Source organism: Christiangramia sp. OXR-203 (assembly GCF_034372165.1).
GTDB lineage: Bacteria > Bacteroidota > Bacteroidia > Flavobacteriales > Flavobacteriaceae > Christiangramia.
Genome location: NZ_CP139698.1, coordinates 2,149,403 through 2,174,847, shown reverse-complemented (window position 1 = coordinate 2,174,847; position 25,445 = coordinate 2,149,403). Strand labels below are relative to the sequence as shown.

General features: G+C 37.9%; 27 protein-coding genes. 9 read left to right on the top strand and 18 right to left on the bottom strand.

Annotation, left to right across the window (positions count from 1 at the left end):
• Positions 1 to 117: 117 nt before the first annotated feature.
• The gene (locus T8I65_RS10060) at positions 118 to 1,332 is read right to left on the bottom strand and encodes an RsmB/NOP family class I SAM-dependent RNA methyltransferase (protein ID WP_322300480.1); all 1,215 of its coding nucleotides are present in this window, start codon (positions 1,330 to 1,332) and stop codon (positions 118 to 120) included.
• A gap of 72 nt (positions 1,333 to 1,404) precedes the next feature.
• Here T8I65_RS10060 and T8I65_RS10055 point away from each other — a divergent pair, with 72 nt between their 5' ends.
• Positions 1,405 to 2,472 carry a WD40/YVTN/BNR-like repeat-containing protein gene (locus tag T8I65_RS10055; protein ID WP_322300479.1) on the top strand — a complete coding sequence of 356 codons (1,068 nt, stop codon included), beginning with the start codon at positions 1,405 to 1,407 and terminating at the stop codon, positions 2,470 to 2,472.
• 57 nt (positions 2,473 to 2,529) lie between these two features.
• On the opposite strand, the gene T8I65_RS10050 is transcribed toward T8I65_RS10055, so the two are convergent.
• From T8I65_RS10050 to T8I65_RS10020, 7 genes are all read right to left on the bottom strand, one after another.
• Positions 2,530 to 2,988 (bottom strand): hypothetical protein, encoded by a 459-nt coding sequence (locus T8I65_RS10050; protein WP_322300478.1) that lies wholly within the window; start codon positions 2,986 to 2,988, stop codon positions 2,530 to 2,532.
• Positions 2,989 to 2,990: 2 nt separating this feature from the next.
• Positions 2,991 to 3,512 carry a hypothetical protein gene (locus T8I65_RS10045; protein WP_322300477.1) on the bottom strand — a complete coding sequence of 174 codons (522 nt, stop codon included), beginning with the start codon at positions 3,510 to 3,512 and terminating at the stop codon, positions 2,991 to 2,993.
• 31 nt (positions 3,513 to 3,543) lie between these two features.
• Complete coding sequence (locus T8I65_RS10040) at positions 3,544 to 4,098, bottom strand: RNA polymerase sigma factor (RefSeq protein WP_322300476.1); 555 nt, start codon at positions 4,096 to 4,098, stop codon at positions 3,544 to 3,546.
• Between the two features lie 316 nt (positions 4,099 to 4,414).
• Positions 4,415 to 6,238: an ABC transporter ATP-binding protein gene (locus T8I65_RS10035; RefSeq protein WP_322300475.1), complete on the bottom strand. Its 1,824-nt coding sequence runs from the start codon at positions 6,236 to 6,238 to the stop codon at positions 4,415 to 4,417.
• Positions 6,239 to 6,248: 10 nt separating this feature from the next.
• Positions 6,249 to 7,979, bottom strand: coding sequence for a phospho-sugar mutase (locus tag T8I65_RS10030; protein WP_322300474.1), 1,731 nt, complete (start codon positions 7,977 to 7,979; stop codon positions 6,249 to 6,251).
• 49 nt (positions 7,980 to 8,028) lie between these two features.
• On the bottom strand, positions 8,029 to 8,988 hold the full coding sequence (locus T8I65_RS10025; RefSeq protein ID WP_322300473.1) for a glycosyltransferase family 2 protein: 960 nt from the start codon (positions 8,986 to 8,988) through the stop codon (positions 8,029 to 8,031).
• A 3-nt stretch (positions 8,989 to 8,991) separates the two neighbouring features.
• Positions 8,992 to 9,522, bottom strand: coding sequence for a DUF4199 domain-containing protein (locus tag T8I65_RS10020; protein WP_322300472.1), 531 nt, complete (start codon positions 9,520 to 9,522; stop codon positions 8,992 to 8,994).
• Between the two features lie 150 nt (positions 9,523 to 9,672).
• Here T8I65_RS10020 and T8I65_RS10015 point away from each other — a divergent pair, with 150 nt between their 5' ends.
• The 3 genes from T8I65_RS10015 (at position 9,673) to mtaB (ending at position 12,645) form a co-directional block, all read left to right on the top strand.
• A complete protein-coding gene (locus T8I65_RS10015; RefSeq protein ID WP_026916023.1) occupies positions 9,673 to 9,927 on the top strand; it encodes a type B 50S ribosomal protein L31 in 255 nt (84 codons plus the stop codon).
• Between the two features lie 105 nt (positions 9,928 to 10,032).
• Entirely contained in the window at positions 10,033 to 11,205 is a 1,173-nt protein-coding gene (locus T8I65_RS10010) for a GlmU family protein (RefSeq protein ID WP_322300471.1), read from the top strand.
• A 111-nt stretch (positions 11,206 to 11,316) separates the two neighbouring features.
• On the top strand, positions 11,317 to 12,645 hold the full coding sequence (mtaB, locus tag T8I65_RS10005; RefSeq protein ID WP_322300470.1) for a tRNA (N(6)-L-threonylcarbamoyladenosine(37)-C(2))-methylthiotransferase MtaB: 1,329 nt from the start codon (positions 11,317 to 11,319) through the stop codon (positions 12,643 to 12,645).
• Here mtaB and T8I65_RS10000 read toward each other — a convergent pair.
• Positions 12,642 to 12,938 carry a GNAT family N-acetyltransferase gene (locus tag T8I65_RS10000; RefSeq protein WP_322300469.1) on the bottom strand — a complete coding sequence of 99 codons (297 nt, stop codon included), beginning with the start codon at positions 12,936 to 12,938 and terminating at the stop codon, positions 12,642 to 12,644. The genes mtaB and T8I65_RS10000 overlap by 4 nt on opposite strands.
• 10 nt (positions 12,939 to 12,948) lie before the next feature.
• Complete coding sequence (locus tag T8I65_RS09995; RefSeq protein WP_322300468.1) at positions 12,949 to 13,662, bottom strand: pirin family protein; 714 nt, start codon at positions 13,660 to 13,662, stop codon at positions 12,949 to 12,951.
• A 110-nt stretch (positions 13,663 to 13,772) separates the two neighbouring features.
• On the opposite strand from T8I65_RS09995, the gene T8I65_RS09990 reads away from it, so the two are divergent.
• Positions 13,773 to 14,453: an alpha/beta hydrolase gene (locus tag T8I65_RS09990; protein WP_322300467.1), complete on the top strand. Its 681-nt coding sequence runs from the start codon at positions 13,773 to 13,775 to the stop codon at positions 14,451 to 14,453.
• Positions 14,454 to 14,463: 10 nt separating this feature from the next.
• The gene (locus T8I65_RS09985; protein WP_322300466.1) at positions 14,464 to 15,426 is read left to right on the top strand and encodes a lytic transglycosylase domain-containing protein; all 963 of its coding nucleotides are present in this window, start codon (positions 14,464 to 14,466) and stop codon (positions 15,424 to 15,426) included.
• Here the strand turns inward: T8I65_RS09985 and T8I65_RS09980 are convergent.
• Together T8I65_RS09980 and T8I65_RS09975 are read right to left on the bottom strand one after the other, a co-directional pair.
• Positions 15,423 to 16,130 carry a TlpA family protein disulfide reductase gene (locus T8I65_RS09980; protein ID WP_322300465.1) on the bottom strand — a complete coding sequence of 236 codons (708 nt, stop codon included), beginning with the start codon at positions 16,128 to 16,130 and terminating at the stop codon, positions 15,423 to 15,425. The genes T8I65_RS09985 and T8I65_RS09980 overlap by 4 nt on opposite strands.
• Before the next feature lie 116 nt (positions 16,131 to 16,246).
• The gene (locus T8I65_RS09975) at positions 16,247 to 16,762 is read right to left on the bottom strand and encodes a DUF2892 domain-containing protein (RefSeq protein ID WP_322300464.1); all 516 of its coding nucleotides are present in this window, start codon (positions 16,760 to 16,762) and stop codon (positions 16,247 to 16,249) included.
• Between the two features lie 145 nt (positions 16,763 to 16,907).
• Here T8I65_RS09975 and rpmH point away from each other — a divergent pair, with 145 nt between their 5' ends.
• The 3 genes from rpmH to T8I65_RS09960 all read left to right on the top strand — a co-directional run bounded on the left by rpmH (position 16,908) and on the right by T8I65_RS09960 (position 20,501).
• Positions 16,908 to 17,066 (top strand): 50S ribosomal protein L34, encoded by a 159-nt coding sequence (gene rpmH / locus T8I65_RS09970; RefSeq protein ID WP_011708966.1) that lies wholly within the window; start codon positions 16,908 to 16,910, stop codon positions 17,064 to 17,066.
• Positions 17,067 to 17,181: 115 nt separating this feature from the next.
• Positions 17,182 to 20,034 carry a carbamoyl-phosphate synthase large subunit gene (carB, locus tag T8I65_RS09965; protein ID WP_322300463.1) on the top strand — a complete coding sequence of 951 codons (2,853 nt, stop codon included), beginning with the start codon at positions 17,182 to 17,184 and terminating at the stop codon, positions 20,032 to 20,034.
• 68 nt (positions 20,035 to 20,102) lie between these two features.
• Entirely contained in the window at positions 20,103 to 20,501 is a 399-nt protein-coding gene (locus T8I65_RS09960; protein ID WP_322300462.1) for a DUF423 domain-containing protein, read from the top strand.
• Here T8I65_RS09960 and T8I65_RS09955 read toward each other — a convergent pair whose 3' ends face one another.
• Genes T8I65_RS09955 through rmuC form a run of 6 tightly spaced genes read right to left on the bottom strand, consistent with a single transcriptional unit; the run spans position 20,502 to position 25,422 of the window.
• Positions 20,502 to 20,981, bottom strand: coding sequence for a hypothetical protein (locus tag T8I65_RS09955; RefSeq protein ID WP_322300461.1), 480 nt, complete (start codon positions 20,979 to 20,981; stop codon positions 20,502 to 20,504).
• A 23-nt stretch (positions 20,982 to 21,004) separates the two neighbouring features.
• Complete coding sequence (locus tag T8I65_RS09950; protein WP_322300460.1) at positions 21,005 to 21,961, bottom strand: bile acid:sodium symporter family protein; 957 nt, start codon at positions 21,959 to 21,961, stop codon at positions 21,005 to 21,007.
• Positions 21,958 to 22,509 (bottom strand): acyl-CoA thioesterase, encoded by a 552-nt coding sequence (locus tag T8I65_RS09945; protein WP_322300459.1) that lies wholly within the window; start codon positions 22,507 to 22,509, stop codon positions 21,958 to 21,960. The genes T8I65_RS09950 and T8I65_RS09945 overlap by 4 nt, the downstream gene beginning before the upstream one ends.
• Position 22,510: 1 nt before the next feature.
• Positions 22,511 to 22,876 (bottom strand): 6-phosphogluconate dehydrogenase, encoded by a 366-nt coding sequence (locus T8I65_RS09940; RefSeq protein WP_322300458.1) that lies wholly within the window; start codon positions 22,874 to 22,876, stop codon positions 22,511 to 22,513.
• Between the two features lies 1 nt (position 22,877).
• A complete protein-coding gene (locus tag T8I65_RS09935; RefSeq protein WP_322300457.1) occupies positions 22,878 to 24,011 on the bottom strand; it encodes a serine hydrolase in 1,134 nt (377 codons plus the stop codon).
• Between the two features lie 13 nt (positions 24,012 to 24,024).
• Positions 24,025 to 25,422 (bottom strand): DNA recombination protein RmuC, encoded by a 1,398-nt coding sequence (gene rmuC / locus T8I65_RS09930; RefSeq protein WP_322300456.1) that lies wholly within the window; start codon positions 25,420 to 25,422, stop codon positions 24,025 to 24,027.
• Between the last annotated feature and the right edge of the window lie 23 nt (positions 25,423 to 25,445).

Below are 25,445 nucleotides of genomic sequence, written 5' to 3'. Positions count from 1 at the left end.
GTGTTGTTTTGAACAGGACACAAATTTACTTTTTTGCCTTCAATTCATGAAATTAAAACTTGTCAATATCATATCTATATAAGGACAAATTTTGATGCTTCGGAAGTATACCGATTTCTAAGCCTGTTTTTCCAGCAGCGCCATATAGAATCCATCATAGCCACTTTCGCTGGATAGAATCTTCTTTTCTCTTAGCAAACGGAATTCTTTCCCTTCTTCCGTCTTTAGAAACTTCTGAACCTGTTTATCATTTTCCGAAGGTAGTATGGAACAGGTTGCATACACCATTTTTCCACCTTTTTTCAAGATCTTGGAATATTGCTGAAGGACCTCAGCCTGAGTATGGTTGATCTTTTCCAGAAACTCTGGTTGTAGTTTCCATTTCGCATCTGGATTTCTACTAAGAACTCCAAGTCCGCTACATGGAGCATCGATTAGAACCCTGTCTGCCGAATTATATAATTTTTTAATCACTTTCGTGGTCTCAATACTTCTGGTTTCCACGTTATGAGCGCCAGCTCGTTTTGCACGTCGTTTTAATTCTTTCAACTTATTTCCATAAATATCCAGCGCAATGATCTGGCCTTTATTCTCCATAAGTGCCGCCAAGTGAAGGGTTTTCCCACCTGCGCCTGCGCAGGTATCTACAACTCTCATTCCTGGTTGTACGTCAAGAAACGCTGCCACTCTCTGTGAATTTGCATCCTGAACTTCAAAAAGACCATCCTGGAAGGCCTTAGTTCTAAAAATGTTAGAACGCACCTTTAGCTCCAGTGCCTCAGGATAATTTCTTACTTTATTGGTTTCTATACCTTCTTCCAGTAGAGTACCAGCCAGTTTATCAGGATCAGTTTTTAGGCTATTGGCTCTCAGGACTACCGGAGCTTGTGTATTTAAAGCGCTCAATTCCTGTGTCCATATCTTTTCACCTAACTCTTCCACACCAAGTTCGTCCAGCCAGTCTGGCACAGATTCTCTGAATTTTCGAGTTCTGCTTAGTTCGTCAAATTTCCCTTTAATTCGTCGCACCGGAGTTCCATCGAATTGTGGCCATTCCGGAATCTTAACGCCTCTAAGTACACACCAGACAGCAAAGATCCTAAACAGGTCTTCTCTGGAAAATGGTTCTTTTACTTCAGCAATTTCAGCATATAATCTTTTCCAACGAACAATATCGTAAGTGGTTTCAGCAATGAAACTGCGATCTCTTGATCCCCATCTTTTATCACGCTTTAGCGTCTTTTCAATTACCTTGTCGGCATATTTTCCATCGTTGAAAATTTCAGCAAGAGCATCAATAGTTGCAAAAACGAGATTTCTGTGTAGGCGCATAATTCTTCTTTAAGCCGGCAAAGTTACGTTTTTTTGATTCGGAAAAATCTATATTTGGATCAAATCTATTTTATGAAAAAACTGGTACTTCTTCTATTAGTCCTTACTGCAGGTTGCAAAAATGATAATAAGGCGGAAGCTGATGATTCAGTTTCTACAAGTAAGCGTGAAACCTTTACTGACGTCCACATCGAAAATATACTTAAAGATGATTCATTGAGCATACGGGCTATCCAGGTGATAGGTGAGAATCTGGCCTTTGCAGCTAATAAGGGAACTTACGGTTTGTATAATGCAGCGACCAGAACCTGGAAGACGAATACTCAGGCTTACGATAGTATTTATCCTGAGTTTCGTGCTATTGCCAGCACATCGAACGACTTCTTTATGCTTGGGGTAGGAAGTCCGGCGCTTTTATACAAAACTGGTAATGATGGCCAGTTAGAACTGGTCTACAAAGAAGATGATGAGAAAGCGTTCTATGATTCCATGACTTTCTGGAATGATACAGAAGGAATTGCGATGGGCGATCCTACTGATGGCTGTATTTCCATTATAATCACGAGAGATGCGGGGAAAAGCTGGGAAAAACTTGACTGTGCACAGCTACCCGAGGCAGCCGAGGGTGAAGCAGCTTTTGCAGCCAGTAATTCAAATATTGCAATTTATAAGGATGAAACCTGGATTCTAACAGGCGGAATGAAATCGAGAATTTTATACTCTTCAGATAAAGGAAATAATTGGGAGATTTTTGATACCCCACTTACTCAGGGTACTGCCACATCAGGAGGGTATAGTGTAGATTTTTTTAATTCTGAAATTGGATTCATTATTGGTGGAGATTATACCAAGTCTAAAGAAAATAAAAGAAACAAAGCGATCACAACAGACGGTGGTAAAACCTGGAATTTAGTTGCAGAAGGGCAGGAGCCCGGCTATAGAAGTTCGGTTAGATTCGTTCCCGGTGGTGCTGGGAAAGAATTAGTTGCCGTAGGTTTTGAAGGCATCAATTATAGCAAGGATAGTGGAGTAACCTGGTCAGAATTGAGTGATGAAGGATTTTTCACGATTAGATTCATCAATGATTCTACTGCATATGCTGCTGGAAGTGGAAGAGTAGCTAAGCTTAGATTTAAATAAAAAAAGCCCGACTTTTAAAGCCGGGCCGTTTCATTCTAACCAAATACTTAACCAATATTATTCGTCACTCGATTTATTATTTCCTTTTTTCGCTCTGTATTCTCTAATGAGCTTTTTATGAAATTCATCCTCGAGTTTATGTAATTTAATAATGTCTTTCGCTGTAATGATCTGCTTCAAGTCTTTAAAGAGTTGTTTCTTGATCTTGTATTCTTCGTTTTCAACAGAAAGGAATTCATTTAGAAGATCTTCTGCCTGGTCCTCATTATAGCAATTTACATCTTCCAGTTCAATATGCTCACGTTCATGAAGTTTTCGCTTCTTTCGTTCGTATTCATTATAAATTGGCCAGAATTCCTGAGCCAGTTTATCGGTAAGTTCAAGTTCCTGAGTAATAAAAGCCACTTTTAAAGCTTTAATCCTCTTATGCTGTGCTTCCCGGTCTTCACTTTTTTCCTGTGCCAGTAAAATATTTGCTGGCAAAAGAAATAGAATTATAAGTAGGTATTTTTTCATAATTAGTCCATTATATAAGATGGATCTTCAACGTTCTCATCAATATATTCGAAAGCTGCCTCAGTATCAATTTCGGTAAAGTCAGCTTCCAGGTCACCTTGAGTTATCAAATCTGAATATTCAACACTATTAAGATCGATACTTCCCATTTCGTAACTATCGTAAATGTAATTTTCTAATGCTGTAACCTCAATATCATCCCATCCAAGATCATTAGTTTGGTTAGAAGGAAAGAAATTGCCAAGCATGATGACCAGGATTGCAGCGATGGCTGAGGCATATAGCCAGTATTCTTTTTTGAATAACGGTACAACTTTGGTTTCAGGAGTAAAAGTTTTTGACAGGATACTATCTTCAAGCTCATCGAAATAATTATCTGGCGTAGTAAAACCTGAACTTTCGATCGCAGGTAGTTCTTTTTCGTGAGAAATTTTATTCATAAGACTATGTTCAAGATCCTGGAAATAAGTTTCCGGGACTTTAAATCCAGAATTGTTCTTATGTTTAAAATTATCGGTTTTCATCGTACTTATGACTTGGTTTTTTAGTAATGGTTTAATTCGACTTTAAAAATTCTTCGATCTTCTTGGTCGCAATGTGATACGAAGCTTTCAAGGCTCCTTCACTAGTACTCAAAATCTCTGCCATTTCTCTATATTTCAGTTCTTCGAAATATTTCATATTAAAGACCTGTTGTTGTTTCTGCGGAAGCGTGGCGATGGCTTTTTGTAATTTCAATTGTATTTCACTTCCTTCAAAATATACGTCACTTTCAAGATTATCGATAATTTGATCCTGTAACTCTTCAGAAGTGATCTTTAGGCGTCGGGCTTTTTTATTGATAAATGTGATCGCTTCGTTAGTCGCGATACGGTACATCCAGCTGTACAGTTTGCTATCTCCTTTAAATTTATCAATATTTCTGAAGATCTTTATGAAGGTATTCTGCAAAATATCGTCTGTATCATCATGACTTTTTGCAATATTCCGGATATGCCAGTACAAACGCTCTTTATAAAGCGTGATCAATTCCATGAAAGCTTCCTGGGAAGTTGATTGCTTCTGCAATCTTAGGATAAGATCCTGTTCAGCTTCTGGTGTGTTGGACATAATGGACGTTCAATGCAAAGATATTCAATTCGATCATCGGTCAAAACGGAGATTGAAATAAAAGCTTGTAAAGATTAACTTACAAAACAACTAAATATTCGGACGAAAGGAAGTATTTACGGATTAAAAGCAAAATAAATTTGGTTGATATGCATTTTAACGTATATTTACAACAGTTAAAAGATTTAATCCTTTTTTTGCCCCTTAAAAATTGAATTATATCGCATTATTCTTGCTGCCCCAAGTGAGAATAATAATTAAAAAAAGGATGATACCTATGTAGTCATCCTTTTTTTTATGTTGTTACTTCATAAAATCATTCGAAAGACTGCATGGCAACCAATTTTTTATAGGTTCCATTGGCGTCGATCAATTCCTGATGTTTTCCCTGTTCCACAATTTCACCTTTTTGCATCACGACAATCTTGTCTGCATTCTGTATCGTAGATAATCTGTGCGCGATCACGATAGAGGTTCGGTTCTTCATCATATTCTCCAAAGCTTTCTGAACCAGTTTTTCACTTTCAGTATCCAGGGCAGAAGTGGCTTCATCAAGTATCATAACTGGTGGGTTTTTAAGTACAGCTCTAGCGATAGATAAACGTTGCTTCTGGCCACCACTCAATTTATTTCCGCTATCTCCAATATTTGTATCCAGCTGTTTGGGAAGTTCTTTCACGAATTCCCAGGCGTTGGCAATTTTTAAAGCATCAATAATCTCTACATCTGTAGCATCATCTTTACCCAGTGCTATATTATTCCGAATGCTATCATTAAATAATATTGAATCCTGGGTAACCAGACCAAGTAGATCACGAAGATCAGATTTCTTCATTTTCCTGATATCGATTCCGTCAATCTTAATAGTTCCAGCATTTACATCATAGAACCTGGTGATCAAATTTGCAATAGTAGATTTTCCAGATCCAGATTGTCCTACAAGGGCGACAGTTTCACCTTTGTTGACAGAGATTGAGAACTGTTTTAATACCTTATCATCTTCATAGGCGAAATCCACATTTGAGATCTCTATGCCTGTTTCGAAATCTTTCTTATCAATTGCATCTGGATGGTCTGTAATGGTGGGAGGTGTTTCGAGAACCTGCAAAATCCTTTCTGCTGCCGCATCACCTTTCTTAACGCTGTAAGTAGCTTTAGAAATTTGTTTTGCTGGTGTCAGGATATTGTAAGCTAATCCCAGAAAGGCTATAAAAGTTGCTGCATCCAGAGATTCTTCGACAAGAACCATGTTACCACCAAACCATAGAATAACTACAATAACAAAGATTCCCAGGAATTCACTGGTTGGTGATGCGAGGTTCTGCCTGTTTATAAGACTATTCAGGATTTCCTTGAGTCTATTAGTGCTTTGCTGAAACCTATCGTAAAACTTACTCTCCGCATTAAAACCTTTTACAATTTTTAAACTGGAAAGTGTCTCCTCAACAATGCTAAGAAAATGACCGTTTTCCTCCTGAGCCAGATTCGACTTTCGCTTTAATTGTTTTCCTATTAAACTTATGATGAAACCAGCAATTGGTAGAAATATAAAAACGAAGAGTGTTAACTGTACACTCATAACCAGCATTGCCAGAATTGTAAATAATATGGTGAGCGGTTCTCGTACAATGAGTTCCAGAATGGAAAGAAACGAAGTCTGAACCTCGTTTACATCGGCAGTGATTCGTGAAATCGTATCACCTTTTCTTTTTTCTGAAAAATAGGATACTGGCAAGGCAAGTATCTTTTTATACATCGCATCACGAAGGTCACGAAGTACGCCATTGCGAAGAAATGTAAGAAAGAATGAACTAAGGTAACCGAACAAGTTTTTAAGAAAAAAGAGGAGAACCACAATTCCGCAGATAAATACAAGTGCAGCAACTTCATCCTCGTTCACTCTCTGCGTGACTTCGTAATTAAAGTAATCTGAAAAATAATCCTTAGCATTTGAAATTCCAGTATAAACTGGTTTCTCAGCAACTCTTTTTGTTTTATCGAAAAGTACCTGGATCACAGGTATTAGCGCAATAAAGGATAAAGTGCTAAAAATCGCATAGAAAATATTACATATAATATTGAGGAACGCAAACTTCCTGTACGGCATTGCGAACATCATGATCTTTCTAAAATAGGTCATTTAAAGAAATTTAGCCCAGTTTTAATTCGTCTTTGATTCGGGCAATCTTATCACTTAATTTCTGATTTTCAGTATCGTAATTCTGTATATCATCCAATTGTGAATTTACACTGATGTAGAATTTGATCTTTGGCTCTGTACCACTTGGTCTTGCCGCGATCTTCGTTCCATTTTCAGTATAATATATGAGAACATTGGATTTAGGAATATCGATAACAGACTCATTTCGTTCTAATACATTTCTAGCAGTAGAGGCGTGGTAGTCTTCCACTAATACCACTTTTTCTCCATCGATCTCTTCCCATGGATTTTCTCTAAGATCTACCAGCATTTGCTTGATCTCCTGCTCTCCCTGAATCCCTTTTTTTACAAGGGATATAAGTTCTTCGCGAAAAAGACCATGCTCAGTATAAAGCTCAAGAAGTTTCTGATAAAATGACTTCCCTTCTGCTTTCATTTTTGCTGCGATCTCACAGGCAAGTAGGGTAGCGGTTACCGCATCTTTATCTCTCACAAAATCACCAACCATATAACCAAAACTCTCTTCTCCACCACCAACGAAATTCATTTCCGGGTGGTCCTTGATGAGTTTTGCGATCCATTTAAATCCTGTAAGAACTTCTTTATATTCGACTCCGTATGATTCGGTTAAATTCTTCATCATTGGAGTGGAAACTATGGTAGAAGCAACAAACTCTGATCCTTTGATCTTATCCTGTTTTTTCCATTCCTCCAGAAGAAACCAGGTCATCACCAACATGGTTTGATTTCCATTAAGAAGTACCATTTTACCATCCAAATCGCGAACGGCAACTCCAAGTCTGTCACAATCCGGGTCTGTTCCTATAACAATATCAGCATCGATTTCTTCAGCCTTTTCCAAAGCCATTTTTAATGCTTCAGGTTCTTCCGGGTTTGGTGATTTCACTGTTGGAAAATTACCATCTGGTTTACGCTGTTCCTCAACAATATGGACATTACTGAATCCTGCCTTTTCCAGAACTTCAGGAACCATCGTAATAGAAGTTCCGTGGAGAGAAGTAAATACTACTTTAAGATTGCTCTTTGCGGTAGCTGAAGTATCAAAACTTCCATTTTCTACGGAAGCTTTTGCAAATGAATCGTCAACCTTTTGGTCGATCTTTTCGATCAATGATTCGTTCGCTTCAAATTTAACTTCAGTATAGTCAAGATTATTGATAGTTTCGATCACTTCTTTATCCTGTGGTGGAACCAATTGTCCACCGTCCTGCCAGTAAACCTTATAACCATTGTATTCTGGTGGATTATGGCTTGCGGTAAGCACGATTCCGCAGTGACAATCTAATTCTTTAACTGCAAAAGATAACTCAGGAGTCGGTCGTAGATCAGAAAAGAGATAAACTTTGATATCGTTCGCTGAAAAGACATCAGCTACAACTTTGGCTAATGTATTACTATTATGTCTGCAATCGTAAGCAATAGCTACTTTAACCTGCTCTCCTGGAAAAGATTTTTTCAAATAATCTGAAAGTCCCTGAGTATTTTTACCTAAGGTATATTTGTTGATACGATTTGTACCAACGCCCATAACACCACGCATTCCACCTGTACCAAATTCAGCATTTTTATAAAAGCTTTCTTCCAGCTCACCCGGATCATCATTTATAAGTCGATTGATCTCGGTTTTAGTGTCTGCATCAAAGATATCAGTAAGCCACGCCTGTGCCTTCTGAAGAATTTCAGGTTTATTTGTTGCCATAATTAGTTGGTTTTACTAAACAAAAATAATGATTAATACGAGAAAGGTACTAAATATTACTGGTGGTTTTTCGTATCAGGTAGCGCTCTTTCTCACGCTTTGAACGAAGAATAAGCTCTCCCAGAAAACCAGCAAGAAAAAATTGTGTGCCTATAATCATCACTGCAAGTGAAATATAGAACCAGGGATTCTGAGTTACCAGTACGTTAGGTAGGCCATGATACAATTTATAGAGCTTGGAAACACCAATAAGAAAGGCCGAGACAAAACCGATGATAAACATTAGAACACCCAGAGCTCCAAATAGATGCATAGGTCTGCGTCCAAATTTGGAAAGAAACCAAATACTGATTAAGTCCAGGAAACCATTAATAAATCTACTGGCGCCAAATTTTGTGTTACCATATTTGCGAGCCTGGTGTTTAACTTCCTTTTCGGTGATCTTACTGTAACCGGCATTTTTCGCAAGTACAGGAATGTATCGATGCATTTCACCGTAGACATCGATGTTTTTTATCACTTCTTTTCGGTAAGCTTTGAGTCCGCAATTGAAATCATTTAATTTTACTCCGGAAGTTTTTCTGGCAGCAGCATTAAATAGTTTGGAAGGAAGGTTTTTGGTGATCACATTATCATAGCGCTTCTTTTTCCATCCCGAAACAAGGTCGTATTTCTGCTCCTTGATAAGGGCGTATAATTCTGGAATTTCATCAGGATTGTCCTGAAGATCGGCATCCATAGTGATGACCACATCACCCTGGGCTTCGATAAAACCAGCATGCAAAGCCTGGGATTTCCCGTAATTCCTATTAAAACGTATACCTTTTACACGATCATCGGCTTCAGAAAGTGATTCAATTGTCTTCCAGGAACCATCTGTGCTGCCATCATCAATAAAGATGATCTCATAAGAAAAGGAATTGGATCGCAATACTTTTGCGATCCAATTATATAATTCAACCAAAGATTGCTCTTCGTTGAGTAATGGTATAACTACCGATATCTGCATGAACTATGCGTTTGTCTTATCTTTCTCTCTAAAGATCAAAGCTACGATTAATCCTATTACCGCATACATAATTAGTTGAAAGCCGTAACCTTTCAATTGGTTCATGATGGAGAATTGATTAGTTTCTTGTAATTGTTTAACCGTTTCGTTGATTTGAGATTCCGGAGAACCAAAACCTTCCATCATCTTTACAGTTGATTCAATGGTAAGTTCATTCAAAGTTCTAGCAGCATCCGAATCTATTACATTAAATAAAATAATTCCAAATACTAGGGAAATGAATGTTCCAATAAAGACTGTTAAGAAGTAAGCGCCATATGCATCTTTAAAACTGAATAAGTTTGTGCTAACTTTTTTAGCTTTATTAGTTGACATACATGCCATAATGATGACAAATACTAGCATTGATATCCCAAACCACCATTTAGTAAATAAACTCAGATCAAAGGCGTAAGCTAGTACTGCAATTAGAATTAAAGATAATCCTAAGTATAAACCATAGGATGAAGAAATTTTTTTAGCTGGAGTTTCCATTGTTCAATTAAAGTTTGATTAGTTTAGCAGTTAGTTAACAAATATAAGGAAACGTTACACTCAATAATAAATAAAAACTTTTTTCAATTTTATTTGTTCGTAAGTAGTAATTAGTTAAATTTGCACCTCGAAAATTAAAAGATCAAAGCGATGAAGCAGGGAATCCATCCGGAAAATTATAGATTAGTAGCATTTAAAGATATGTCTAACGAAGACGTGTTTTTAACTAAATCTACAGCAAAAACAAAAGAAACTATTGAAGTTGACGGAACTGAATACCCGTTAGTAAAACTGGAAATTTCCAGAACTTCTCACCCATACTATACTGGACAGACCAAATTACTGGATACTGCAGGTAGAATTGACAAGTTCAAGAACAAATACTCAAAATTTAAGAAGAAGTAATTCTTCCGAATTTTCGACATATAAAGCCGCTTTTAGCGGCTTTTTCATTTTAGCAGCAGTCCGTTTCACTGGAAACTTTATTTTTGCTGAATCAAAGCATTCGATATGAACTATATTCTATTTGACGGTACTTTCCGAAATAATCTATTACCATTTACATTCACCAGACCAGTAGCTGATCTACGAATAGGGATACTAACCATCCGAGAAAAATGGGAGCAACGATTGAATTTGATTACTTCAACTAAAACTGAAGAATATCTTTCAGAAAAGTGGCCATTGAAATTAGAAGGTTCAAATATTTTTATCAATGCTTCTGTTTTACCGGATGACAAATTACTGCAGGAAATTTCAGCACTTCAGCATGGCGAAAAATTAGTTTTTGAAGACATCTTAATAGCATATAAGTTTGAAGGTAATTCTGAACCATCTCCTGAAGATCTTCAGCTTAAAGAATCATCCAGAAAGCCTTTTGTTGTTGCTCATACCTGGGATATCTTCTCTAAAAATGCTGAAGCTATTCAGTTAGATTTTGATCATTTAACCAAAGGAAGAACTTCTCAGATGATAGATTCTTCTAATTATACCAAGGTTTCAGAAAACATTTTTATTGAGGAAGGAGCCAGCGTGGAGAACTGTTCCTTAAATGCCAGTGATGGTCCCATTTATATTGGTAAAAATGCTACAGTTATGGAAGGATCGCTGATTAAAGGCCCTTTCGCTTTAGGGGAATCTGCAACGATCAAGATGGGTGCTAAAATTTATGGCGCAACTACCATCGGGCCTTCATGTAAAGCGGGTGGTGAGATTAGTAACTCTGTGTTGTTTCAGAATTCTAATAAAGGACATGATGGCTTTTTAGGGAATTCTGTACTTGGCGAGTGGTGTAATATAGGTGCCGATTCCAATAACAGCAATCTTAAGAATAATTATGCCGCCGTTCGTTTATGGGATTATGAGACAGCAAGATTTGCGGATACCGGGTTGCAATTCTGCGGACTTATAATGGGAGATCACAGTAAATGTGGGATCAATACCATGTTTAATACCGGGACTGTAGTTGGAGTGAGTGCTAATATTTTTGGAAGTGGTTTCCCTAGAAACTTTATTCCTTCTTATAGTTGGGGTGGAAGTGCAGGAACAACAACATACAAACTTACTAAGGTTTTTGAGACCGCCAGACTGGTAATGCAACGACGGGGAGTAGAGCTCACCGCAGTCGATGAAAAGATTATGGAGCATATTTTCGATTATTCCGCTAAATGGCGACGGGATTAAACTCTATAAACCAGAGTTGAGCATTTGATTTTCAGCTTGATAATTGATTTTTTAGAAACACTTTAAGTTGGTATCTTTGCAGCCCGAATTACAGGAATAGACGAATTGATCATGAGCGCAAAAAAAGTAGCATTTTATACCCTTGGCTGTAAGCTGAATTTTTCTGAAACTTCCACGATCGCTAGATCTTTTGAGAATGAAGGATTCCAGAGGGTGGAGTTTGAAGAAGCGGCAGATATATACGTGATCAACACCTGTTCTGTTACTGAAAATGCAGATAAACGATTCAAAACCATTGTCAAGCATGCTCAGAAAGCTAATGAAGATGCTTTCCTTATTGCAGTTGGTTGCTATGCTCAATTGAAACCAGAAGAACTAGCCGCGGTAGATGGTGTGGATCTTGTCCTGGGTGCCACTGAAAAATTCAAAATTACAGACTACCTTAACGACCTCACCAAGAATGATCATGGTGAAGTTCATAGCTGCGAGATCGATGAAGCCGATTTCTACGTGGGTTCTTATTCTATAGGTGATCGTACTCGCGCTTTTTTGAAAGTTCAGGATGGATGTGATTATAAATGTACGTATTGCACCATCCCTTTGGCCAGAGGTATTTCCAGAAGCGACCGTCTTGAAAATGTTCTTCAAAATGCTTCGGAAATTTCAGAACAGGGAATCAAAGAGATCGTTCTCACGGGAGTGAATATTGGAGACTACGGGAAAGGTGAATTCGGAAATAAAAAGCATGAACATACTTTTCTTGAGCTCGTACAGGCACTGGATGAAGTTGAAGGGATTGAAAGACTTCGAATTTCTTCTATAGAACCCAACCTGCTGAAAAATGAAACGATCGATTTTGTAGCTTCAAGTAAAACTTTTGTTCCTCATTTTCACATTCCACTTCAAAGTGGAAGTGACGATATGCTGAAGCGTATGCGCAGGCGCTATCTTAGTGATCTATATGTAGATCGTGTGAATAAGATCAGGTCAGTCATGCCAGATGCCTGTATTGGCGTAGATGTAATTGTTGGCTTTCCAGGTGAAACTGATGAGCATTTTCTGGAGACCTATAATTTTCTTCAGGAATTGAATATATCATACCTGCATGTTTTTACTTATTCAGAAAGGGATAATACGCCGGCAGCGGAGATGGATGGAGTAGTCCCGTTAAAGGTAAGGAAGAAAAGGAGTAAAATGCTGAGAGGCTTATCTGCTAAAAAGCGCAGAGCTTTTTATGAAAGTCAGCTTGGGAATACATCAACGGTTCTATTCGAAGGAGAGAACAAATCTGGTTATATTCACGGATTTACAGAAAACTACGTAAAGGTTAAAGCACCGTGGAATCCAGAGATGGTAAATACACTTAAAAAAGTGAATCTTACCGAGATCGATGAAGATGGCCTGGTAAGATTCGAAATGCTACAGGAAGAATTGGTTTAAATATTAATACCTACAGGAAGTAGATCTTTGTATTTTCTTCTGTTTTTCCGCATAAAACCAGCAATGGTTGGGTTTGTAGGAACCACTCTCATGTTGGTTTCGCTAATCCTGGAAAGAACCGCTTCTATAAAATCATTTTGCTTGTCCAGAACTTTCTCAGATACTTTTATCTTGGTTAAGAAGATCTTTCTATCTTGTTGAGAGTATTCTATAATGCAGAGTTCTCCATCAATTTCAGTTTCAAACTGTCTCAAAAATTCATTGTCTGTAATCTTCATTTCTTCTACACTCATATTTCAAGAATTAATTCATAGGTACTTCAATAAAAAGTACCGTTGATTCATTTTTAACGTCAACATTTATCTTCGGAGTATTCCAGATACCAACAGCATCGCGCTTTGAAAGCTTTAAATTATCAATTTCTGAATCTCCCTCTATCATAAAGATATAGACACCATTGGTCTTGTTATTTAAATTATACTCAATATTCCTGCCAGCTTCGGTCTTTTGAATTGACAGGAAAGCGTTTTGATGAATTTTCAAGGCGTTTTCATCATTATGACCCATTGGAGCTACTACTGTAACCAACTCACCAGTATCTAACTGTTTGCTGTAATTCTTTTGGTCATACCGTGGTTCATGTCCACTCTTATCCGGAAAGATCCAGATCTGGAGCATGTTTAATTCTTCATTTGAGGAATTAAATTCGCTATGTTCCACACCTGTTCCGGCGCTCATTACCTGTACTTCACCCTGCTCAATAACTGCAGTGTGGCCCATGGAATCTTTATGTTTTATTGCACCCTTGAGAGGAATTGAAATGATCTCCATATCCTTATGTGGATGAGTGCCAAATCCCATTCCAGATTTAACGTAGTCATCATTAAGTACACGAAGCAGTCCGAAATTTGTTTTACTAGGATCGAAATAATTAGCAAAGCTAAAGGAGAAATTAGCGTTCAACCAGCCATGATTAGCGGTACCACGAGATCCTGCAGCGTGAAATATTTTATCCATTATTTATGAGTTATAAGATTTGAAAGTCTAAGATTAAAGGCTAATTTTGATTGTTCAATTTACGATTTTGTGAGTGCATTTCATGTAACTCGCATGTTAAAAAGATTAGTTTGCAGAAGCGTATACATGTTTACTTCATGCCGGGTATGGCAGCAGCTCCAACAATTTTTGAAAACCTGATTTTACCTGCGGAAAAGTATGAAACACATTTGCTTGAGTGGGTAATTCCTGAGACAGATGAATCACTTGAAGATTATTCGAAAAGAATGCTTCAGTTTATTAAACATGAGAACATTGTATTGATAGGCGTTTCTTTTGGAGGGGTTATTGTACAGGAGATGGCAAAGTTTCTGGACTTGAAGAGGCTTATTATAATATCTAGTGTAAAATGTACGAACGAGCTACCTCCACATATGAAATTCGCTGCCAGAACAGGCTTATTTCGAATAGTACCTACAAGTCTTGTGAATTACGTAGACCAATTTGAGAAGTATGCAATTGGACCATTTCTTAAAAAACGTGCGAAATTATATAAACAGTATATTTCTATTACAGACAAGCAATATCTGGACTGGTCCATAAAACAAATGGTGAACTGGAAGTGTGAAAAGCCTGATGAAAAGGTAATTCATATTCATGGTGATCAGGATGAAGTTTTTCCAGTAAAAAATATTGATAATGCAATCATCGTTAAAGGCGGGACGCATATTATGGTTGTAAACAGATTCAGGTGGTTTAACGAAAATCTACCTGCAATTATCGAAACCGGAGAATTGATTAAAAGAACTTAAATAATTACATATGAATTTATTGAAAAGCGCATTGATATTTGTAGGGATTTTAACGGTCCTGGGGGTAAGTATTAATGCATATGTGCAGGATGGTGAATTAAATTCAACTGAGTCCGGTAGTACAGTAGCTGACACTATCAAAGATCGTAGTGTTGCAAACAACTACCGGATCAAGGCGTTGCCTGTGCCAACAAATCTGGATTTTGCGGGTGAGCCCGTTCCACTGGCAGATCCAGATGTTTATGAAAGAATGGATAGAGAACTTCTGGTCAATACCTACTGGCAATCGAATGCTTTGTTACTTATAAAACGAGCTAATAAGTTTTTCCCAATCATAGAACCAGTTTTACAGGAAGAAGGGATACCTGAAGACTTCAAATATCTTGCAGTTATAGAAAGTGGTTTGACTCAGGCGGTGTCCCCTGCTAAGGCAGTGGGTTTCTGGCAAATTCTTGAAGGAACAGGGAAGGAGTATGGATTAGAGATCAATGCTAACGTAGATGAGCGCTATAACATAGAGAAATCTACCCGTGTAGCTGCAGATTATCTGAAGAAAGCAAAGGCACGTTTTGGTTCCTGGACATTGGCTGCGGCTTCATACAATGCCGGGCAGTATGGTGTAGATAAGCAATTGGATAGACAGAAGGTTGATGAATATTATGAGCTTTTACTAGGAGAAGAGACTGGTAGGTATGTTTTTAGAATTCTTGCCCTGAAGGAGATTATGAACAATCCTAAAAAATATGGATTCGATTACGATGAAGAAGATCTTTACGCGCCAATTCAGCTAAATAAAGTGAAAGTAGATACTGCTGTAGCGAATTTCCCGGATTTTGCAAGAGAATTCGGAATCAATTATAAAACTTTGAAAATTCATAACCCCTGGTTAAGGGATGATCATCTCAATAATTCGTCAAGAAAGACTTATTATATTGAAATCCCTGAAGCAGGTCAGTATCCTAAACTAGATTAGTCTACGCTAACATTGTCAGCATACACTTCGTCGTACTCGGGAATCAGGTTTTTTGAAATAGAGGTTTCTAGTGCGATGTAGTTTTTTTGATAGGCCGTTTCGAGGTCAATTGCAGGTCCTGAGAATACGCTTCTACGAATAGATGTTATCCTCTTATCTTCGGAAAGTAAAAAACAAGTTGGGAGCCCTAGTGAATGCTTCAATTGTTTCACGACATAACCACCGTTATTTTCAGATTCATCCACGTATACTACAGAAATTTGAGAGTTGAATTGATCTGAAAGTTTCTTGACAGTTTCACGCTTATCCCAGAACAATACCACGAAATCTACTCTATCAGAATATTCTTTCGCTAATTCGTTAATTGCAGGAATTTCTCCTTTTGCAGGAATACACCAGCTGGCATAAGTAATAAGAAAGGTTGGTTTATTAAAATCGTAAAGCTCAACTTCACGATTTCGAAGGTTCTTAAACTTAAAATTATTCATGTAAGAACCTGCCAGCTGTTCCGAAGTAAACTCTTCAAAGAGCTCCTGGGCTTTTTCATATTTATTAGCTCGAAATGCAGCATCCGCCTTCTTATTATAGTCAGATAAATGCTCAAAAAGTGCTTCGGTGAAATAATATTTGTCGTCCAGATCTTGCTGGGCGAATAAATGGGAGGTAATAAAAAGAAGCGTTAACAAAAGTAACAGTCTTTTCATAATCTATTTTTGGAGCTTACTCCCTAAAAGTATTATGAATAAAGACGTTTCAGAAATATACTCGTTTAAATACCAATTTATTTGTTGAAAGAAAAGAGGTTTTAAAAAACTCTTAATTAGATCTTTTTCATCTGCTCTTTCATCATTCTAATCTGGTCATTTAGCATTCCATGTTTGTCCAGTTTCTTAGCTTCACTCAGTAATGTTGTCGCTTCTCTCTTTCTTCTTTTGGTCATAGCGATTCCAGCGAGGTTCAATTTTGCCATCGCAAGGTCATGATCCATTGAAAGTCCAAGTTTGATAGCGCGTTTAAAGAACTTTTCAGCCTGGGTCATATTGGTTTGAGAAACCATTAGACCATGCAGGTACCAGTAATATCCCTGTTGCTTTGGCACTAGTGCCTTTTCAGGATCTTTAATCTTGTCAAGCCATCTTTTCGCGCCTGGAAAATCTTGTTTTCTAAGTCTTAGAAAAGCCAGAAGTATCATTTCATTCTTAAAATACAGGAAAATAAAGATTCCGGAAAGTAGAATTAGAGCAATTCCATTTCCAATCTCCCCTTCAATAAATTGCCAGACAGCAACGGCGATAAGTAATCCTGCGATAAATAGTTTGATATTCTTATTGAACATAGATAAAATTGTTTTCCGGCGGCAAAGGTAGTAAAAACTATTAAAATTTTTTATGTTTAGTATTTGCAGTACATAAAAAGCTTTGTATATTTGCACGCAGTTTTTAAGACAGATAAACGAATTTAGAAGATAAAAGATATTCACAATGAAAAGAACGTTTCAACCATCCAAAAGAAAAAGAAAAAATAAGCACGGCTTTAGGGAGCGTATGGCAAGTGCCAACGGTAGAAAAGTCCTTGCTAGAAGAAGAGCTAAAGGAAGAAAGAAACTATCTGTATCTTCTGAAAACAGACATAAGCATTAATGATTATCATTAATTGAAATATTAAAGGTGTTACTTTTTGAGTAACGCCTTTTTTTATACCCAGACGCTTCTTAATTTTATAGTACACAACTAACAACACGATCAAATCTTAATCATGCCTAAAAACAACAACATCAAGTGCGTTTTAATCATTGGATCTGGTCCAATTATCATTGGCCAGGCCTGTGAGTTCGATTACTCAGGTACTCAATCTCTTAGATCTCTGCGAGAGGACGGGATTAAAACCATACTTATCAATTCCAATCCTGCAACCATCATGACCGACCCTTCCATGGCCGATCATGTATATCTTAAACCACTTACCACAAAATCCATTATTGAAATTCTGAAGGATCATCCTGAGATCGATGCTGTTCTACCAACTATGGGTGGTCAAACTGCACTGAATTTATGTATCGAAGCAGATGAAAAAGGTATTTGGAGTGATTTCAATGTGAAGCTTATTGGTGTTGATATCGATGCAATCAATATTTGTGAAGATCGCGAGCAGTTCAAGCAGCTAATGGGGAGACTTGGAGTGCCAGTCGCTCCGGCCAAAACGGTGACCTCTTATTTGCAAGGAAAGGAAGTTGCTCAGGAATTTGGATTTCCATTAGTAATTAGAGCATCCTTTACCCTTGGTGGGGGTGGAGCCAGTTTCGTGCACCGTGCTGAGGATTTCGATGAGATGCTTTCCAGAGGTCTTGAAGCTTCTCCTATTCACGAAGTGTTAATTGATAAAGCTTTGTTAGGCTGGAAAGAATATGAATTGGAATTACTGCGAGATAAAAATGATAACGTAGTAATTATTTGTGCCATTGAAAATATGGATCCAATGGGAATCCATACCGGAGACTCGATCACTGTTGCTCCTGCGATGACGCTTAGCGATAAGACGTATCAAAGAATGCGTGATCTTGCTATTAAAATGATGCGTAGTATTGGTGATTTTGCTGGAGGTTGTAATGTGCAATTTGCAGTTAGTCCTGATGAAAAGGAAGATATCGTAGCAATTGAGATCAATCCGCGTGTATCGAGATCTTCAGCTTTAGCTTCTAAAGCAACAGGATATCCTATTGCAAAGGTGGCTACAAAACTTGCTTTAGGTTATAATCTGGATGAACTTGAAAACCAGATCACTAAATCAACTTCAGCATTATTCGAGCCTTCACTTGATTATGTGATCGTTAAGATCCCTCGCTGGAACTTTGATAAGTTCGAAGGATCAGATCGCACATTAGGTCTTCAGATGAAATCTGTAGGGGAAGTGATGGGAATTGGACGTTCGTTCCAGGAAGCTCTTCATAAAGCTACACAATCACTTGAGATCAAGCGAAATGGATTGGGTGCAGATGGGAAAGGTTATAAGGATTATGATCAGATCATAGATAAATTAACTAACCCTAGCTGGGATCGTGTCTTTGTGATTTACGATGCCATACAAATGGGAATACCTCTTAGTAGAATACACGAGATCACCAAGATCGACATGTGGTTCCTGAAACAATATGAGGATCTTCACGCTCTTGAAGTGGAGATTACTAAATATGATAAAGATAACCTTCCTAAAGATCTACTTCTAGAAGCCAAACAGAAAGGTTTTGCTGATAGGCAAATTGCACATATGCTTGATTGCCTGGAAAGCGAAGTTTATAAAAAGAGAGAAGAATTACAGATTAACCGGGTTTATAAACTTGTAGATACCTGTGCTGCTGAATTTGAAGCTTTGACTCCGTATTACTATTCCACGTTCGAGGAAGGAATTCGTTCCAAGGATGGAGAATACTACACAGATAACGAAAGCAAAGTTTCAGATAAGAAGAAGATCATAGTGCTTGGTTCCGGGCCAAACAGGATAGGACAGGGGATAGAATTTGATTACAGTTGTGTTCACGGTGTACTTGCTGCTGCAGAATGTGGTTATGAGACTATCATGATCAATTGTAATCCTGAGACTGTTTCCACAGATTTCGACACGGCAGATAAGTTGTATTTCGAACCTGTTTTCTGGGAGCATATTTATGACATTATTCAGCATGAAAAACCGGAAGGAGTTATAGTGCAGCTTGGAGGGCAAACGGCTCTTAAACTTGCTGAAAAACTTGATCGCTACGGAATAAAGATCATGGGGACCAGTTATGAGGCCCTGGATCTTGCTGAGGACAGAGGTAGTTTTTCAACTTTACTGCAAAAGAACGATATTCCTTATCCAGACTTTGGAACTGCAGAAAATGCAGACGAAGCCCTTAAACTTGCTGAAGAACTTGATTTCCCTATATTGGTAAGACCATCCTATGTGCTTGGAGGTCAAGGAATGAAGATCGTGATAAATAAGGATGAACTGGAAGCTCATGTGGTAGACCTTCTTAGAAAAATTCCTAACAATAAATTACTACTGGATCATTACCTTGATGGAGCAATTGAGGCTGAAGCAGATGCGATCTGTGATGGAGAGGATGTCTACATTATAGGGATCATGGAACATATCGAGCCTTGTGGAATACATTCTGGTGATTCTCATGCCTTATTACCGCCATTTAACCTGGGAGACCTGGTAATGCAGCAAATCAAGGATCACACTCGCAAGATCGCTCTGGCGCTTAATACAGTTGGATTGATCAATATTCAATTTGCGATCAAGGATGATAAAGTATTTATTATCGAAGCGAATCCCAGAGCTTCGAGAACTGTACCGTTCATCGCGAAGGCTTATAAGGAGCCTTACGTGAATTACGCGACCAAAGTAATGCTTGGGGAAAAGAAGGTAAAGGATTTCAACTTTAATCCTCAGCTGGAAGGTTACGCCATTAAACAACCTGTCTTCTCATTCAATAAATTTTATAATGTAAATAAGCAGCTTGGGCCTGAAATGAAAAGCACCGGGGAAAGTATCCTGTTCATTGATAGTTTGAAGGACGATGAGTTCTACGATCTATATTCCAGAAGAAAAATGTACTTAAGTAAGTAATTAAACTTATAGAAACAAAAGGTCATTCTGAACTCTATGTTAAGAATGGCCTTTTTTAATAGTCGAAAATGAAAGAATTCGTTTTAACCTTTGGCGGAATAATGGGGGTGCTCGCTGTAATCTTAGGAGCCTTTGGAGCTCACGCTCTTAAAAAAACCTTTAATGATGATCAATTAAAGAGTTTTGAAACCGGTGTAAAATATCAAATGTATCATGCGATCATATTGATCATTACCGGTATTGTGTTTCCGTTTACTCAAACTGGACAACAGCTCACCGCCTGGTTTTTTATGATCGGGATCTTGCTGTTTTCCTTCAGTATTTATGGTCTTACGTATAGTAGTTCGATCAATAAAAAGCTAAAAATACTCGGTCCGGTTACTCCTCTGGGTGGTTTGTTTCTAATCCTGGGATGGATCTTTTTCACGATGAATATTTCTGAAATCGCAGTATATTTAAATAACTGATTATCTGCAATCTGTACGCTTTAAGGTGTAGCTATCGTTTAACTTAAAATCTTTATTTCTGAAGCTGGTTTTTCCATTAGATTCTTCAGTTTCTGTAAAGCCTTCAACGAAGCCATCAGAGCTTTTCAAAAAGAATACTTCTCTTTCTGAATCCTTTCCTTCTGAAGTATATTGATAGCTGGCAAAAAGAGAATCATTGGAAATTCTTCCTCGAATATTACCTTTGTTCTGGTCTTTTTCAAACAGTGAATAAGACAGATCGCCTTCTACAATAGAATCATCTTTAATCCTTAAAGCCATATAGATTGTATCCTTGTTTTCAAGGTAAGTGTAGCATTCGATCTTCTGAATACTTTCGGTCTTTGGAGCTGCAATTTCCTGTTTTTCTACTGAAGCTTCTTCAACTTTTTCAGGTACTTCAGATTTACAGCCAAATAAAAAAATGCAGAGAGAAAGGAAAATGTAGGTAGTGTTTTTCATAATTCAGCATAAAAATAGGACAATTATTGAAGATCTGATTTTCTGCTTCTAAATTTTTCAGCAAACCATGCAATTAAGATGAGTTGTGTGGAGTGATATAGCATGATAGGAAGTAGTATCAAACCTGAATTTGCTGTACTTCCAAAGATCACCCGAACCATTACAGAACCATGCACTAATGATTTTTTTGTTCCGCAGAATTGAGCAGTGATGGTATCGGCGGTATTCAATTTTAGTGCCTTGCTGGCGAACATTGTCCCGTAGTAAACCAGGAAGAAAAGGACAATAACGATTCCTGCCATTTTCAAGATCTCGCTCCAGCTAATATCAGCAAAGATGTTCGAGGAAAATGAATTGCTGAAGCTTGTATAAATGATTAATATGATCGTAGCCTTATCAAAATTACTAAGTTTCTTGCCATGTTTTCTGGCCCAGTTTCCCAGGAACCTTTGAAGAAATAATCCAATAAGTAGAGGTGCTACAATTTGCAGCATCAATTTTTGTAATACGCTCAGAAAGTCAAAATCTGTTGTGCTTTCCAGAACCAGTCCAAGCCAAAGTGGGGTTGCGAAAATCCCGATAAGGCCAGATAAACTGGCATTAAATATTGCAGCTGGAAGATTTCCTTTTGCTAATGCGACCATTACGACAGATGATGAGACGGTGGACGGTAATGTTCCGAGAAAGAACAGCGCAATCCAGGATTCAGCTTGTAGCCCCTTTTCAAATAGCGGTAGACAAGCGATACATAAAAGTGGGAAGACAACAAAAGTTGTTAAGTGGATAATAATATGAATTTTGTAATTCATCAAACCCTCTTTAAACTCTGCCGGCGATAATTTGAGTCCGTAGAAAAAGAATATAAGTCCAATTCCTATATCGGTGATAGTTTTCAAAGGTAAAATTTCCGGGCCCTGCGGAAGAAAGTATGCTATTGCGATCGCAACAAATATCGCTATGATAAACCAGTTCGATCTCACGAATCCATCTCAATTTTAGCCTTGTGATCTTCCAGGATATGCAAGTATTTTTCAGAAGCAAAATCGGTTTCATGAAATTCTTTAACCCTGAAATCCTTCATTTTCTTACGTTTGATACTTTTAGCAAAACGCCGAATTTCATCATCAGATTTCAGGACTAAACCTGGAACTTCAATGGAATTCCCATCTTTATCCTTTGCAACCATCGTAAAGTACGAGCTGTTGCAATGTTTGATGTCACCTGTTTGAATATTTTCAGATTCCACACGAATCCCTATAACCATGGAGCTTCTACCCACATAATTCACAGAAGCTTTCATCGTCACCAGTTCACCGATCTCAATAGGCCTCAGGAAATCAACGGTATCCACACTTGCGGTCACACAATAAGCCCTGGAATGTTTGGAAGCGCATGCGAAGGCGATTTGATCAAGGAGGGATAATATATAGCCACCATGTATCTTGCCATTAAAATTGGAGTGCGATGGCAGCATCAATTCCGAGATTACTACCTGGCTTGCTTCAACGCTTTTGTAATTTTGCTGCATATTATCTTCTAAAATGTGGACTTTGCGATTGTTCTACTTCAGTAATGAAATATTTACTGTCTCCCCAGAAAAAGAAGGTTGAATAGCGTTCTACGTAGGTAAGCTTTACATAATCTCCTTCATACTCCTGAAGGCCTTTAATCACTTCTTCATTTTTATCAAGAACAGAAAAACTGAATATCTGAGCACCACTTATTCCCTGGCTTATTTCACCTTCCCAGGTCTTTGTGATCACTCCTTTACGGCTGAATTTGATGAGCTCACCGCTTCTGGTTCCTTCGCTGTATGGCACGAAATAGACAAATGCATAATAAAGCAGCCAGAGGATGAATATTCCGCCTAGTATATATATTAGTGTTTTCTTCATGTTATTGATTATTATAGATCAGGTTAAGAAATTCTTCAAGTTTGGAAGGTTCAAGCCATCGGGTCACTATGACTAATTTTTGTTTCTGGTCAATGATGATAAAATTACCTCCAAATCCCGCTGCGTAAAAAAGATCTTTATCCAAACCTTCCATGTGTCGGTCTCCTTTAGCATTCAGCCACCACATATAACCATAATTGGTGTTGGTAGTAGAGGGTATTACAGCTTGCTTAATTAGATCTTTCTCAAGAAGTTTTTTATCGTTCCACACACCATTATTCATGAATAATAATCCGAATCTGGCCATATCTTCAGTATTGATGAACATACCGCCACCGGAATGACCACCGCCGCTTACAGATTGCATCTTATAACCATCGATAGTTGTCCAGGAATTGTCATAACCAAACCACCGCCAGGAATGCGATGCCCCAATGGGATCCATAATATTTTCTTTTAAAACGGTAGGTAAAGGTTTTCTGAAGACCTGCAACAGGCTGTAAGCGAGTACATTTACTCGCACATCATTATATTTAAAAAATGTTCCAGGTTCATTTAATTTCCGGGATCTCCAGCTATCTATATTTCCACTTGCCGAGGGCCTGTCTGCCCAGTCATGGCTATCCCATAACTCACCACTCCAGTCAGAATTTTGCTGAAGTAAGTGTTTCCATGTAATTTGAGAGTTGTGTGGACCGTCAAATGTGCCATCCCAAACATATCCTGATACGTTATCATTAAAATTACGAATGATATTTTCCTGTAAAGCGATCAATGCGGTAGTAGAAAGAAAGCTTTTGGTGACACTAAAGGTCATGTCCACTCTTTGAATGTCGCCCCATTCGGCTATTTTATAGCCGTTCTTCAGGATTATTCCCGCCGGGCCTCCACGTCCCTTTACGGGTCCCATGATCTTATGAAACGGTTCCCGTTCAAAACCCTTCAAAATGGCCTGTTCAAGGTCTCTGGCTCCAGTATATTCATTTTTCCTGGCAAAGTCTATTGCTGCATCCAGGTTAAGATCACAAATTTCAGGTGACTTTGATTCCCAGAGTGTGTCTGCAGGGAAATAGATCTCCTGCGCCTGGCTGGTGCATAAAAAGATGAATAAAATTGAACTGATCCAGAATTTCATGGCTGCAAGATATTTAATTCTCGTTCAAAGTTTCTGAATTTGAGTCACGAATTAGTTTAGGGTCGATCTGTTTTGAAGCTTTAGCTCCAAGTTTTTTTAAACGCTCCACTTTTCTAATTAAATTCCCTTTTCCAGTAAGTTTTTTCATAGCACCATCATATGAATTTTGAACTGTCCCAATCTGTCTGCCAACTTTTTCCAGTTCTATGGTAAGATTTGTAAAAGAATCATACAAAGCACCGGCCTGGTTTGCAATCTCTATCGCATTCTGCTTTTGCTTTTCATTCTGCCACATACTTTCGATGGTTCTTAGTACCGCAAGCAGAGTGGTAGGAGTTACTAAAATGATGTTTTGGTCAAAGGCTTCGTTATAAAGATTAGGGTTTTCGTTGCTGGCAACCGCAAACGCCGCTTCAATAGGGATAAAGAGCAATACAAAGTCTGGACTTGCTTCCTGGTGAAGCATCTGGTAATTCTTCTTACTTAATTCCTGAACGCGCTGTTTTAAAGCAATCAAATGATCTTTGAGATGACCAGACTGCTCTGTGATATTTTCAGCATTCGCATATCTTTCATAAGCATTAAGGGAAACCTTAGAATCTACGATCATCTTTTTATCACCCGGCAGGTTGATCACCACATCTGGGATTACACGTTTTCCTTCCTTTGTGGTAAAACTTTGCTGTACATCATACTCGTTGCCTTTGGTAAGTCCGCTCTTTTCCAGAACACGCTCTAGGATCATTTCACCCCAGTTTCCCTGCATTTTGGTGTTCCCTTTTAAAGCTTTGCTGAGATTGTTCGCCTCCTCACTTATTTTGATATTTTGCTCATTTAGAAACCTTAATTTTTCTCCAAGTTCTGCATGTCTCTTTACTGAAGCCAGGTTACTATCATTAATTTTATCTTCAAATTCTTTTAGCTTTTTGTCAAGCGGATTCAAAATTGCAGCAATATTCTTCTGATTTAGATCCGTGAATTTTTCAGATTTGTGTTCGAAGATGCGATTGGCTAGATTTTCAAATTGCTCATTTAATTTTTCGTGCAGCTTCTCAATTTCGAGTTTAAGGGTCTTACTTTTTTCTAACAGGTGCTCGTTTTCTGCTTCTTTCTGTGTAAGTTGAATCTGTAATTTTCCACGTTCATTTCTAAGAGTTTCTAATTGCTCTTCCTTCTTCTGAAGCTTCTCCGTGCTTTCCTTTTTGAGTAGTTCTATGTTTATTTTTTTATCATTCAACTGACTGTCATAAAACCTCTTAATATCATCCATCTGAAGTTTAAGTTGATTAATTTGATATTCAGCGTTTTTTATAACCTCTTTTGATTTTGAAGCTTTCAAAAAGTATGCAAGCGCGAAACCTAAAGTGAAAATGAATACACAGATAATTATCAGGTAGACTGGTTCAGGCATAAATTGAGGTTTTACTAAATTTA